Here is a 12,720-nt window from a genome sequence, read left to right on the forward strand (position 1 = left end):
CAATGAACTTGCTAAGACTATTTTATCCCGTTCCTCTGTAAATCACTCGCCAAATCTTTCCCTCGACAGAGTCAGAGATATACAGTGACCCATCAGGCCCCTGCGCAAGGCCCATTGGACGAGACCGTACCTGGTCGGGCCACGTGATCCTTTCCATACCGGCGAATCCATCCGCGAAAATCTCCCATTCACCTGAAGGTAACTGCCCGTCGAATGGCACAAAAACGACTTTGTACCCCTGTTGAGGTAGTGGTGCCCGGTTCCATGAACCATGGAAAGCGATGAAAGCACCACCATGGTACTGTTGGGGGAAATGATCCCCGGTATAAAACAAAACGTCATTGGGTGCCCAGTGGCCAGGGAAAGCCATGATTGGTTTGTCGAACTCATCGCAACGGCCGGTCATGTTCCCGTCACCACCATATTCCGGTGCGAGCACCTTCTTCTCCTGGATTTGATCATAGTAACAGTAAGGCCAGCCAAAATTCGATCCCTCTTTCACCAGCAAAAACTCTTCAGCAGGCAATTCCGCGTTTTGTTCTGCAGTATAGATGTTTGGCCAGAGCGCGTTTAGCTGGTCACGTCCATGCTGGACAACGTATAAATAATGACTGAGAGGATTCCAGGCGATGGCGACGGCGTTGCGAATACCGCTTGCGAAAATGTGTCCATGGGATACCTGAGTCTGGCCTAACCGTTCCACCTCGAAACGCCAGATCCCACCATGACGTTCCAACTGAGGGCATGGATCAAGCCCTGGCGATTCGGGTATACGTGTTTCTTCCTGGCAGGCGTTTGAGGGAGCTCCCACGTTTACGTACATCCAGCCGTCCCCATCGAATGCGAACGGTTTAACTGCGTGCTGATCCTGGACCGGGAAGCCAGTGACAACAGTCTCGGGCGGAGTCACAGGAAGCAGCTCCCCTTCAACTAATCGATAGCGGACCACGGCCGTGTCCGAGCCGAAGTAGAGATATCCGTTATGGATGTCAATGCCCGTACCGCCAGCTTCTCCAAATCCGTCGATAATATCCGCTCTGCCGTTGCCCGTAGTGTCGCGAAGAGCGATGATCCCGCCCTCTTGTGTCGGTCGTCGGAGAGCCACGTAAATGTCTCCATTCTCGTTCACTGTCAGGTGCCGGGTTCGACCCAGGCTGTCGGCTATAACAAAGGCGCAGAACCCATCAGGCAACTGAATTCCCCCATTGTCATTATCGCACTCTAACCGCCCAGTTTCATGTGGTGGGGAATCACTCTGAACTTGCTTTACATAGCAACCATCAACAGATAGAAGAAGTGAGGTCCAGATAAGAAGATGAATCACACTATTCAGCGTTCCTGTTACAGCAGTCTCGAAAGACTTAGTCACTAGTAGCCTCCTTGCTTCGTTGAGGACATCAGTTTTCGGCGACGGGGGCAGATTCAAAAAACTGATGCTTCAATGCACTAGGTATTTTCGAACTGATCTAGCCATTATCAAAAGAATATTTAACTACAGATATTTCCATCGACTAGCGATAGGGAGTAGCAGGTGAAGATCTGGGGAGATGTTCTGGTGGGATATCAGACATTGCAGTCACCCTGAGATATACGGAACTCAGCAAGAGATCAGCCAGGGATAGGGTGTTTGTTGGGGTCGGACAAAGCTAAGTTATTGAAAGTGTTTGTTGGGGTCGGACCAAGCTAAGTTATTGATATTTAAGGGGATTTGTTCCAAAAGCAGGTGTTTTCGGGCCTTAAAACGCTCTTTTTGGTGTCAAAATGACCCCTCTAAGAACCATACTTAACCGGGTATGTGGTGTCTGTTAGCTCGGGGCATTCCCTTAAACGTACGATCTTACCCCTCAAAAGGCCACTCTCCACAGGATCCTGCGGATAAGGACTAAAATAGCCCCTTTTTGACACAATTATCCAATAAGATCAATCTCTACTGGTGTCGGACTCCATCATAATACAGAAAAGTTAATAATCAAGATGTGACCCCATTCGCGGGATCAGAGCCGCTCAGAATCTAGTTGATGAGTCTAAATCTTGTGCAAATACAATGAGCAGACAATGTTTGCAACTCTATTATTATATCTACCGAACTAGGTTGGAGAAGTTGCAACGACGGTTTATCTGACTCATAACACGTAGGCTAGTCCAGTGGTGAGTTCAACATCGTATTTTTTCAAGCTCTTTTCCACGCCATTTTCCACCACGGTAGGAGGGTCATTATCGTAGCGTGCGTTCATTTTGATCGCCACCGATAGTTTTCCCGTCAGAGCGAAGGTAAGACCTCCATCAAGAAGTACCCGGAAGTCAAACAAACGCGTTATGTCCGGTTGAAAATACGTTGAAACCTGAAGCAAAAGCCTCTCATCTGGCTCCCAACCAAGGACCAAGTAATTAGTTGAGCGGAGAAGGTTCTTCAAAGTGTCTTCAGGGGCCTTGGCGTTCCTAATAAGTTCTTGTTCCCACATGAAGCCCAAGCCGGTCAGGAGCCTGATGAGTGGTTTACCTTTTTCATCAGCTGCTCCTCCCAGCCATCGAATCCGCAGGCCGCCTCCAGCCAGGTTTCTATCCTTAAGTCGTAAGAATTGGTTGAATTCTTTCTGCATAAACCCTTCGACAAGAATCCCTCCGTGAAGAGATTGAGTTCGACGCAGGTGGACGAATCCTTTATTCATAAACAGTGAATCGGTCTCTCCCAATTGGCGACCGATCACAAGGAACGTATGGTCTGCCCCTTTCAGATAGTCGAATCGAAGGGTGCCGTTCATACGTAAGAGCCTGGAATTGCCCGCCACAACGCCAACGTCTATGTCCAAGGCCGGATGCAGGCCTGGAGTAAGTTCCCCTTTCCGCATGGCTTCAGTGTTTATCTGGGCCGAGAGGACAGGTCCTATGGCAAGCATTGCCACGCACCATAAACTAGTAGCGATAGATTTACCTAAAAACACGTCTAGGCTTGATAGCTTCCGCGAAGCTGTCCTCTATTCAATCGAGTTTAGCACCCGTCGTGAATCGTTTCGTGGGCATGGGGTCATGGTCATGGGGCCACATCTTAATTATTAACTATTTTCCTTTCCCTACGCCTCAGGTTGTAACCTGTTATCCCTTGTTGGAGAAATGGAGTATTGGGACATGGACACTAGTTAGCAGCGGCAGTTGGCAATAAGCAGTCACCATCCAAGATAAAAGGAAAAGGTTCAAGGAACAAGTAGCAAGGGTCAAGGATCAAGTAAGCAGTATCCAGGAACCAGCGGCAGTTGGCAGCACGCAGAAGACGACACAAAGGACTAAAGATAAAAGGAGCAGTTGACAGTGGGCAGGAGGTAGCAGTTTTCTCAGAGCTTTCTTATAAAAAGGGGTCAAGTCTGCTGTTGACCCTTGCGTAAATCGGGTGACATCTTTGGGCGTTGGGGTCACATCTTAAATGTTCAGCGTCGAGGAATTGATTGCTAAATTACCAAGAGTCAAAGGCAGACTTGTTTACTTCTCTCACAGGACAAATTAAAAGAAATGAATAAGGCAAGACGAGAACAGGCAAGCCCGTCCCCAGTTGGAACGTTCCCTGAAAGTTGGGGGCGTTGGTGAGTTCGAGTCTTGATCACTCTGCTATTGCGGGCAGGAACTGGAAGCTGGAAAAAAGAGACCACGCCACATTTGATTTAACGTCCATAACCTATTACACCCCCATTGGTTTAACATTTCTTGCGGGTCTGTTGACCAGGAAGATGCGTCTATCCAGCACAGGGGAAGTATCGGTAAATGATCAGGTTATAAACTACCTGGAACGAATCGACTTCCTGAAGTTCGCGGATGAGAGTTTTCACGGCAATGTTTCTATTATCCCGGAAAGACCCTCTATTCAAAGGCGTTCTCTCCCGGAAAGTCTCGTGGAGTTCTGCCTCATCAACATCAGAGACGTGGACGAATTGGAGACGGTCATCGATAGACTGTCCACTTTATGCTCTGAAAGAGCTGCAGACATAATTCCCTATCCTTACGTAAATGATGTTTTTGCGAAGTTACTTGACAACATCTTCCGGCATTCCCACACTACCGAGGCGTTCGTCGTTGCTCAAACGGCATCGGGATGTGTGCGTATATCCATTAGTGATGTAGGTGTCGGGATTCCCCAAAACATTAGATCCCAATATGGATCTGTTTCTACAGATAGTGAGGCAATCAGGAAAGCGACAGAACTCGGTATTACAACTAGCGAAGGAGGGACAGAATTGACGCTTCTTAGAGACTACATAGTTGACCCTGAAGATTATCTATTCATTGCTTCGAATCAAGGATGCGTTACTTTTCGTAGAAACAGGTCATTCACACACAGAAAATACGACAGCAATTTTTCAGGTACCTTTGTTGAGATCTGCTTTAAGATTGAGTCTAAATATAGAAGGCAGCTTGAGGATAGCGATCTGCTTTTTTGAATATCTGAGGATCGACCTTCGTGATTCTAATAAGAGAGGCAATTTTGAACCGCACAGCGTCACCAATATTAATCAGTTCTACATGATACCCATCCTCATATAGTTTCAATATTGTGGCCTGAATGAAGGAAACTGAGACATCTCTTATCCCGTCGAAACCGAAGACTATGCGACCTGGTTTCCAATTTTGTCGCCCAAGAGAATTTGTTATAAGCGAGCACAGGGAATTTCCCGAATGCCTCGTCAATGTATGCTGGGTGTGAGATGATATTTTGACCACTGCGTCCATCTTGTAGACCTCTTCTTTTCACCAATTTACAACAATATAAGGTTTAAGACAGTTCCCAGTTTTGGAGAGATGGGGAGCTGCAGCAATGGGAAAAGGGGTCAAGACTGCTACGAATGTTTATGGCAAGATAAAACTGTACCAGTTGTGGCAAAATTAGGATGTACAGTTTTTCGCTTGAGAGCGGAGTTAGAAAAAGTGAAGAAATAATTAGCTGGACTTTTGAAAGTAAGAACCAAGAGAAAGAACAGTAGCAGTCCCGAGGCGTCGGGATCTCCGCTCCGCTCCGATTGGCAGTGGCAGTGGGCTCCGCCGTTGGTGGGATTTCCGCCCCGAGAAACCGTCGGGATTTCGCTCTGCTCAACTACGCTCCGACGTAATGAGGGGCATGCCGCAAACGCTTACTTATACACCCACTAACTCTAGCTTCTTTACTTCCTTGAGGTCTGTTGTCCGTTTGGCGTGCCAGAGTGAATAGTGGTCCTGCATGGCCATCCAGCTTTCCGGACTCCGACCCAATACCCGGGAAAGACGTAGCGCCATTTCTGGCGTAACATTACTTTCACCATTCAATAGTCGGATAAAGGTAGAAGGCGCTACATTAAGATTCTTTGCCACTTTTCTGGCACTCAAACCAAACGGTTCCAGGTAGACCTCTCTGATGAATTCACCAGGATGGGGAGGGTTGTGCATGCTCATGAGTGATAATCCTCGTAATTGACAATATGGGCGTTTCCATTTTCAAATTTGAAGGTGACGCGCCAATTGCCGCTGACCGATATTGACCAGATGCCTTTTCGGCCCCCTTTCAATTGATGTAAGTTAAATCCAGGGATATTCATATCATCAATATTGGCGGCGGTATCCAAGGCGGCCAACATGAGGCGCAGTCGCTTCGCGTGTGCCGCTTGAATGTCGGCCATAGATCCTGTCTCAAAGAATTTTCGTAGCCCTTTGTGCTTAAACGACAGAATCACCATCTAATATAGCACGTTGCGCGCCACGCAACAACAAGTTTTCTCTCACGTTCATGAGAATAACAAGTTGCTAGCTGCTGATGTTGAGGATTTTGTGAAGGACCTGAATGGCGTACTGGTTCTTTTCAGGACTATGAAGGATAAAAAGATTACGGAGAGCGATCTGGGAAAACTGGTGGAATAGGTAGGAGAGCACTACGGGGAACACATTGAAGAACCCCTGTACGCTTACGCTACAGGGCAGGCCCCGATACAGTCGCTTCGCTCCCTACAGGGCAGGCAAGCTCCAAGATCCAAAAACCAGAAGTCAAAGTTGGCAGTCCCGAGGGATCGGGATCTCCGCTACGCTTCGATTGGCAGGAGGCAGGGTCAAGATAAAGGATAAAAGAGAAAAGATAAAAGGACCAGTTGGCAGTTGGCAGCGCTAGACGTTATGAGTTATGTGTTAAGAGTTAATGGAAAGAGGTTCGATGTTCGATAGCAACCAGGGACCAGTTACCGACAGTGGGCAGGGAGAACTAGGGGAGGCACTGGAATCCTTGCTCTTTGAAATGCTTATCGAATACAAACGCTATCTTGATCCCTAATCGCCGCATCATATCGAAACTGACACAATCTACAAGGCTGAGTTCACGCCTGTTTGCGGCAAGCATGCTCGTTACGCCTGCCTCGTGGACCGATTCATGAACCCATTTGACAGTCAAGATTGGAACAACGTCTTCTTGAAAGCTCCTAACTGCCTTCATTCCAAGACGATGTTGAATTAATGCGAATGTCTCAATTAGAATATAACTGCTACACACCAGAGTATCGCTCTTGTCAATAAGCTCTTCCCATTTTTTCCCGGCTTTTGAATGATTTTCATCGTCAGCGTCCAGGATAGCCAAGAATGCCGATGTATCAATAAAACTGGTCATTTCCCGTACGCCTCAGCCAGATGCCTATCATGTTGAGTGGATAGATCTGTGCGACCAGACCGAAAACGACCAGCCACTGCGATTGCCCGCCGCCGCCGCTCATCAGGACCTACGGATGAGATGGAACGAAGCAATATTTCTACTCCCCGACGAATTAGTTCCGCCACGGACTCATGCCTCTCGGCTGCTAACCTCTTCAATGTGGTGGCTTGTTCATCAGTCAGCTGGATTTGAGTGCGAATCATGACTGTTCCCCTTTCTTCATGATTACATTTTTGATGTAATGATAACACACTTGGTTAAGAAACGCAAGGAAAAGTAGTTGGCAGTAAGCAGGGGCAAGATAAAGGATAAAAGAGAAAAGATAAAGAGAGACAAGTATCAAGGATTCAGGATCAAGTAACAAGGATCCAGCGACCAGTTGGGAGCTCGCAGGAAAGGGGTCCTATTTTTTGTTGATATATACGCCCTTTGTATGCTATACTTGGGAAAGGGCCACTTGGGAGTGACGGAGCGGGAGCCAAGAACCAAGAGCCCCCGTACGGTGCCGCTACCTGCCCGCCACCCACAGGGTGAGGCAGGCGGGCGGGGCAGGCAATCCGCAGGATCCTGTGGAGAGCCAAGTAACAAGGATCCCCGTACGCTGACGCTACGGGACAGGCAAGTAGCAAGGATCAAGTAACAAGGATCAAGTAACCAGTGAACCAGTCACCAGTTGGCAGTCAGCAGTGCCACGAATTACGTCGGAGCGAAGTTGAGAAAAGAATTAAGAGCAATATAATACTTTAATAGAATTTAATTGGATTTTACCTGAAAGTATGAATATATTTCAGACACAAGGGGTCAAGATAAAAGGAAAAAGATTAAAGATAAAAGTGGGCAGGGGCCAAAGATCAAGAACCAAGAACCAGAAGTGGTAGTTGGCAGTTGGCAGCAGCAGTAGGCAGGAGACATAGATCACATGAGCTTCAAAAAACTAAAGGTTTATGAGAACGCTTATCAGTTGGCGATGGATGTGTTTAAGGTCTCTAAGTCTTTCCCGAAGGAAGAAACATATTCATTGACGGACCAGATGCGAAGAGCCTCTCGATCTATCTGCGCGAATATTGTTGAAGCTTATCGTGAACGAACATATCCCAGATTTTTTTCATCAAAGATCAGAGGAGCAGATGCAGAAACCAGCGAGATGCTGGTCTGGATCGACTTTGCCAAAGACTGTGGATATATTTCGAGTGAGGTTCACCAATCACTCGGTGAAAGATACAAAGAGATTGGCAGAATGCTGGGAAGCATGGCCACCCATCCTGAGCGGTTTATCCCGAGGGAAGTGGTTGGCAGTAACCAGTAGAAGCAGGAACCAGTTGGCAGTGGGCAGGAGGCAATCGACAGAAGGGAGCAGTCAGAAAAAATCGTAAGCAAGGGACGGTGAAAAGAAAACAGATTAATATGAATGTAGTTGCTGCCAACTGCAAACTGCAGACTGCCAACTGACATGATTGTTCATGTCGACATGGATTCGTTTTTTGTGGCCATTGAACGGCTGAAAGACCCGTCCCTCACGGGGAAACCGGTGGTGGTGGGAGGAGATCCTTCATTGGGCCGGACCGTGGTGGCATCAGCTTCCTATGAAGCAAGAACGTATGGAATCCATTCCGCTACCCCCATGGCCGTCGCCGTTCGACTGTGCCCTGCCCTCGTTGTGGTACCGGGCGATTTTCACACCTATGACCGGTACTACCGGCAGGTCAAAGAGGTTTTGAAATCGTTCTCCCCCACGGTGGAAATGACCTCCATTGATGAAGGGTACGTGGATCTCACCGGGACACAACGGCTGTGGGGTTCCTCCATGGAAGCGGGAGAGCGGATCCGGTGGAGGATCAAACAGGCGACAGGACTGAACTGTACCGTGGGAATCGCGAAAAATAAAGTGATGGCAAAAATCGCATCCAATTGGGCCAAGCCTAACGGACTTTTTTACATTTCCCCGGGAAAAGAACGAGAGTTTCTCGCCTCTTTGCCTGTGGATGCTATTCCAGGAGTGGGGAATAAAACAGGATCCACGCTGCGGGCATTTGGCCTCGAAACGGTGGGGCAGATCACGACAGTGGATGAATCGCTCATGGAGACTGCCTTCGGAGCTTATGGCCGGAGTCTCTGGCGCACTGCCAGAGGAGAGGATGACAGGGGCCTGGTTCCTGAGTGGAGACGAAAATCCATCAGCAAAGAAACCACCTTCCGGGTAGATACCGCGGATCGCCAGTACATTGTAGCGGTCCTTCACTATCTGATAGAAAAAGTGTGCCGGCGGTTGCGACAGGAAAAAAAGCGTGCCCGGACGGTGAGTGTGAAATTACGGTACGAAGATTTTGAAACCGAACTCAGATCCATGACGCTCTCCCAACCGGAGAATGTCGATGAGGTTATCTTTTCAGTGGCTAGGGATCTCACCCTCAACGCCATTACCCGGCGGGTGAGGATTCGTCTCATAGGTGTTGGGTTATCCAACTTAACAGACGATTATCATCAAATAGATTTGTTTGAGGAACATACATGGTTAAGGATGCGGCAACGGCTGCTGGCAATGGATCAGACACGGGAACGATTCGGTTTTGACGCCCTGCTCGCAGGAGAAGCTATCCCGCTTATCAACTACAGTGGCCGCGTCACGGGAGCACAAATCTCTTGACTTGAGATAAGCCATTGATCATATTTCTCAAACATGGGAGAGATGAAACGACCATAGCATCGAAAGAGAGGGGGCATTATGCAAAAAGGCAGCGTCAATCGTGTCATCCTGGTGGGCCACCTCGGCTCGGATCCGGAGAGCCGCTACACACCTTCCGGGACAGCCACCACTAATTTCTCCATAGCCACCAATGAGACGTGGCGGGATGAGAATGGAGAACTGCAGGAACACACGGAATGGCACCGGTGTGTGCTGTTTGGAAAATCGGCGGAGATGGCCAAAGAGTATCTGAAGAAGGGCCGGATGGTCTATGTGGAAGGTCGCCTGAGAACCCGGACCTGGGAAGATAAGGAAGGTATCCAGCGGTCCACGACGGAAGTCCGGGGAGATATGTTTACCATGCTCGGCCCGCGAGGAGAGGTCAGTGAGGAGGCGCCGGAAGAGACGGCCAAATCGACAGACGATGACGATCTCCCGTTTTAATCAGGTGGCATAACTTATACCGGTTTGCTCCGTCTGTCGCTCCCTCGATTGGGGAAGCGACAGGCGGAGCATAGGTTCGCCTCTTTTTTTGACGTGAATATACGCCTTTTATATGCAATCTCCCCTCATTATAGAAGCATGTAAAAACCTTTTAGCGGTTGTCCAATCTGAATACTGCCCTAGGAACTTCCGTTCCCTACACTTCCCGCACATTCTCGTCGTGGGATTATCTAGAGCGTGATTTTTATTGTACTTTTCTTGCGTAAGAAAGGACAGGAAAAAAGCACCGGGTATTCAGTGAATAAATCGAAACCGATCAACAAACCGGTTATAATAAGACAACAAATTTCTAGATGCTGCCACTGATTATCTGTAAAAGTCATTATACCTTTCTGAAAGGGATTCATTCGCCTTCAGAACTTGTGGATTTTGCCAGAAAAAAAGGGGTAAAAACGCTCTGCCTGGCCGATAAGAACGGTCTCTATGGAGCCGTGGAATTCTATATTCGGTGCCGGGAGGCAAACATTCAACCACTCATCGCCACGGAACTGGTTCAGGACAAACGGCACGTGACCATCGTGGCACGGAATGGGAAGGGATATGAGGAATTATGCCGCCTGGTTACCCAGCATCATCTGGAAAATCTTAAGATCGACGCATTCCCCGATTCCCTGAATCTTCTTACCCTCTGCCGTGATCCTTTCCTCCTGCAGCGATGGCTCCTGCGGCGAAAGGGAGTGGAGCGAAACAACCTCTTTCTGGCCCTCAGCCTGTGGGACCGGGAATCTTTACGTTCCCTCTTGAATCTCTTATCCCGCCGCTCCGATCTTACCCGCGTTCCTGCCGTCCCGGTCATCGAGTGGAATCTTCTTGATCCTTCCGATGAACCGCTGCGTAACGTGCTGAGAGCCATCGACCTTAACTGTACGGTGGAGACGCTGCCGGAAAAAGAACGATTTGTGGGAGTGAAGATAAACCCGGAAGAGATTTCGTACGAACCCATGATCCCAGGTGACCACATTGCGAGACTGTGCCGCCTCGAGTTGGATCTTGAACGGTATCACCTCCCCAGGTTCATACCCGAATCCTGACTTAACTTATTAAATAAGAACACCAGAGATTCCTGAAAATATATTGTAATAGTTACTCACACCTCATATACTAGCGGTAACCATGTTGGACAAAAAAGACAAAATTATTCTTGATCTCCTTCAGGATACGGGACGGATGACGGCAAAGGAAGTGGCTCAGCATGTGGGACTCTCCGTGCCGGCGGTGACGGAGCGGATGAAGAAATTGATGGATGAAGGAATTATTCGCGATTTCCGGGCAGTGGTGAATCCCAAGAAACTCGGCTATGACGTGACGGCATTTATCTTTGTGGTGATGGCCTCATCGGACCATTATGAAGAACTCATAAGCCGCGCGGGCGATCTGGATGAAGTCCTGGAATGCCATTCCATCACAGGGGAAGGATCCCATATGTTGAAAGTGCGGACGCATGACACCTCATCCCTGGAGGCTCTCTTGAGAGAACTCCAGTCGTGGCCAGGAGTGATCCGGACTCACACCATGGTGGTCATGTCCACATTCAAGGAAGAGACCCACCTTCCGCTCCGGTAAACACCATTCTCATGGGTGTCGACTACGAGGTTGTTGTCATTGGCGCCGGAGTGGTTGGACTTGCGGTGGCTCGAGGCCTGGCAGAACAGAACGTATCATCCGTATTAGTGGTTGAGAAGGAAGACGATTTTGGCCTGGGTGTCTCGAGCCGGAACAGTGAGGTCATCCATTCGGGTATCTACTACCCGGAAGACTCTTTGAAGCTTCACTATTGTCGTTTGGGCCGGGAGAAGCTCTATCGCTTCTGCCGGGCCAACGATGTATGGCACAGTCAATGCGGGAAGTTGGTGGTGGCACAGAAGGGTCAAGAAAAGAAGCTGGAGGCGCTGTACGCGCAGGCAAGAGCCAACGGGGTTCCCGAGATTTACATGATGAGGCAAAAGGAGATCCGGGCCCTTGAACCCGATGTGTCGGCTGCATCCGCCCTGTTTGTAGGATGTACAGGAATTGTATCGGCTCATGAATTGATGTCCGCTTTTTCTCGCCATTCCACTGAAGCAGGCCACGACCTTCTGCTGAAAGCATCTGTGGTAGGGGCGGAACCCAAAGGGGAGGGCTATTCCGTGGCTGTAGAGGGTCCCGGGGAAGCCTCCTATGAGGTGACCACAAATTGGGTGGTGAATGCAGCGGGACTATCCAGTGATCGCGTGGCGGAATTCCTCTGGGGATCCGAAAGAAAAGACGGGCCCACGCTCCACTATTCCAGAGGCTCCTACTTCAAACTGTCATCCAGGTGGCGCCACAGGATACAGCATCTCGTCTACCCTATCCCTGATGAAGAGCACGATTCTCTTGGGATCCACCTCAGTTTTGACCAGGGAGGGAATATGAGGTTGGGGCCCAGCGCCGACTGGCTCCCTGAACCAGAAGAAGATTATACGGTTCGTGAAGACGACCTGGACATGTTCTACACCGCGGGCAGGCGGTATCTGCCTGCTCTGAAGCGTGAAGATTTGAGTGCGGACTTTGCGGGGATCCGACCCAAGCTGGCGGAAGCGGAAGGCAAACCTTCCGATTTCTACATCCGGCAGGAGAAAGACGAGGGGTATCCCGGTTGGATCAACCTGATAGGGATCGACTCTCCGGGACTGACAGCAGCCATCGCTATCGGTGAAGATGTGGTGGCGTGGATTGTGGAAGCCTAGCAAAAAAGGCTCTCCGTGAGACTTTAATAAGTCACGATATATCAATCCAAAACAATAATATTTAAAGATTCATCACGTGTCGACTTAATAAACTTGCAAAATAAGTCGGTAATGCATAATATTGGCTCTTGTTTTGAAGATCACGGGGTGGTTAAGGGGAACATACGAGTTAGGAA

General features: G+C 49.0%; 13 protein-coding genes. 7 read left to right on the forward strand and 6 right to left on the reverse strand.

The features are described 5' to 3' along the window. Positions 1–22 precede the first annotated feature (22 nt). Entirely contained in the window at positions 23–1,369 is a 1,347-nt protein-coding gene (locus V3U24_06005; protein ID MEE9166996.1) for a PQQ-dependent sugar dehydrogenase, read from the reverse strand. A gap of 754 nt (positions 1,370–2,123) precedes the next feature. After that, positions 2,124–2,897, reverse strand: a complete 774-nt coding sequence (locus V3U24_06010; GenBank protein ID MEE9166997.1) for a DUF481 domain-containing protein — start codon at positions 2,895–2,897, stop codon at positions 2,124–2,126. 678 nt (positions 2,898–3,575) lie between these two features. Between V3U24_06010 and V3U24_06015 the strand changes: the two genes are divergently transcribed. Next, entirely contained in the window at positions 3,576–4,427 is an 852-nt protein-coding gene (locus V3U24_06015; GenBank protein MEE9166998.1) for a hypothetical protein, read from the forward strand. 691 nt (positions 4,428–5,118) lie between these two features. Here the strand turns inward: V3U24_06015 and V3U24_06020 are convergent. The 4 genes from V3U24_06020 to V3U24_06035 all read right to left on the reverse strand — a co-directional run bounded on the left by V3U24_06020 (position 5,119) and on the right by V3U24_06035 (position 6,852). Next, positions 5,119–5,412 carry a HigA family addiction module antitoxin gene (locus tag V3U24_06020; GenBank protein ID MEE9166999.1) on the reverse strand — a complete coding sequence of 98 codons (294 nt, stop codon included), beginning with the start codon at positions 5,410–5,412 and terminating at the stop codon, positions 5,119–5,121. Beyond that, entirely contained in the window at positions 5,409–5,690 is a 282-nt protein-coding gene (locus tag V3U24_06025; protein MEE9167000.1) for a type II toxin-antitoxin system RelE/ParE family toxin, read from the reverse strand. Before V3U24_06025 ends, V3U24_06020 begins: the two co-directional genes overlap by 4 nt. Before the next feature lie 518 nt (positions 5,691–6,208). Further along, entirely contained in the window at positions 6,209–6,607 is a 399-nt protein-coding gene (locus V3U24_06030) for a PIN domain-containing protein (protein ID MEE9167001.1), read from the reverse strand. After that, positions 6,604–6,852, reverse strand: a complete 249-nt coding sequence (locus V3U24_06035) for a ribbon-helix-helix protein, CopG family (protein ID MEE9167002.1) — start codon at positions 6,850–6,852, stop codon at positions 6,604–6,606. Before V3U24_06035 ends, V3U24_06030 begins: the two co-directional genes overlap by 4 nt. Before the next feature lie 716 nt (positions 6,853–7,568). Here V3U24_06035 and V3U24_06040 point away from each other — a divergent pair. The 6 genes from V3U24_06040 to V3U24_06065 all read left to right on the forward strand — a co-directional run bounded on the left by V3U24_06040 (position 7,569) and on the right by V3U24_06065 (position 12,544). Next, positions 7,569–7,955 (forward strand): four helix bundle protein, encoded by a 387-nt coding sequence (locus tag V3U24_06040; protein ID MEE9167003.1) that lies wholly within the window; start codon positions 7,569–7,571, stop codon positions 7,953–7,955. A gap of 144 nt (positions 7,956–8,099) precedes the next feature. Continuing rightward, on the forward strand, positions 8,100–9,293 hold the full coding sequence (dinB, locus tag V3U24_06045; protein ID MEE9167004.1) for a DNA polymerase IV: 1,194 nt from the start codon (positions 8,100–8,102) through the stop codon (positions 9,291–9,293). A gap of 78 nt (positions 9,294–9,371) precedes the next feature. Next, positions 9,372–9,776, forward strand: a complete 405-nt coding sequence (locus tag V3U24_06050) for a single-stranded DNA-binding protein (protein MEE9167005.1) — start codon at positions 9,372–9,374, stop codon at positions 9,774–9,776. Between the two features lie 353 nt (positions 9,777–10,129). Continuing rightward, on the forward strand, positions 10,130–10,867 hold the full coding sequence (locus tag V3U24_06055; protein MEE9167006.1) for a PHP domain-containing protein: 738 nt from the start codon (positions 10,130–10,132) through the stop codon (positions 10,865–10,867). Between the two features lie 82 nt (positions 10,868–10,949). Then, positions 10,950–11,399, forward strand: coding sequence for an Lrp/AsnC family transcriptional regulator (locus V3U24_06060; GenBank protein ID MEE9167007.1), 450 nt, complete (start codon positions 10,950–10,952; stop codon positions 11,397–11,399). An 11-nt stretch (positions 11,400–11,410) separates the two neighbouring features. Then, positions 11,411–12,544 carry an NAD(P)/FAD-dependent oxidoreductase gene (locus V3U24_06065; GenBank protein ID MEE9167008.1) on the forward strand — a complete coding sequence of 378 codons (1,134 nt, stop codon included), beginning with the start codon at positions 11,411–11,413 and terminating at the stop codon, positions 12,542–12,544. Positions 12,545–12,720: the final 176 nt, after the last annotated feature.

This window comes from Candidatus Neomarinimicrobiota bacterium (genome assembly GCA_036476315.1).
Classification (GTDB): domain Bacteria; phylum Fidelibacterota; class Marinisomatia; order Marinisomatales; family S15-B10; genus JAZGBI01.

What these genes read in the sequence shown, in the direction of transcription:
- dinB (MEE9167004.1), top strand. Translation starts at nt 8,100, where the DNA reads ATGATTGTTCATGTCGACATGGATTCGTTTTTTGTGGCCATTGAACGG.
- V3U24_06030 (MEE9167001.1), bottom strand. Translation starts at nt 6,607, where the DNA reads ATGACCAGTTTTATTGATACATCGGCATTCTTGGCTATCCTGGACGCT.
- V3U24_06050 (MEE9167005.1), top strand. Translation starts at nt 9,372, where the DNA reads ATGCAAAAAGGCAGCGTCAATCGTGTCATCCTGGTGGGCCACCTCGGC.
- V3U24_06065 (MEE9167008.1), top strand. Translation starts at nt 11,411, where the DNA reads ATGGGTGTCGACTACGAGGTTGTTGTCATTGGCGCCGGAGTGGTTGGA.
- V3U24_06055 (MEE9167006.1), top strand. Translation starts at nt 10,130, where the DNA reads ATGCTGCCACTGATTATCTGTAAAAGTCATTATACCTTTCTGAAAGGG.
- V3U24_06040 (MEE9167003.1), top strand. Translation starts at nt 7,569, where the DNA reads ATGAGCTTCAAAAAACTAAAGGTTTATGAGAACGCTTATCAGTTGGCG.
- V3U24_06060 (MEE9167007.1), top strand. Translation starts at nt 10,950, where the DNA reads ATGTTGGACAAAAAAGACAAAATTATTCTTGATCTCCTTCAGGATACG.
- V3U24_06010 (MEE9166997.1), bottom strand. Translation starts at nt 2,897, where the DNA reads ATGCTTGCCATAGGACCTGTCCTCTCGGCCCAGATAAACACTGAAGCC.
- V3U24_06020 (MEE9166999.1), bottom strand. Translation starts at nt 5,412, where the DNA reads ATGAGCATGCACAACCCTCCCCATCCTGGTGAATTCATCAGAGAGGTC.
- V3U24_06035 (MEE9167002.1), bottom strand. Translation starts at nt 6,852, where the DNA reads ATGATTCGCACTCAAATCCAGCTGACTGATGAACAAGCCACCACATTG.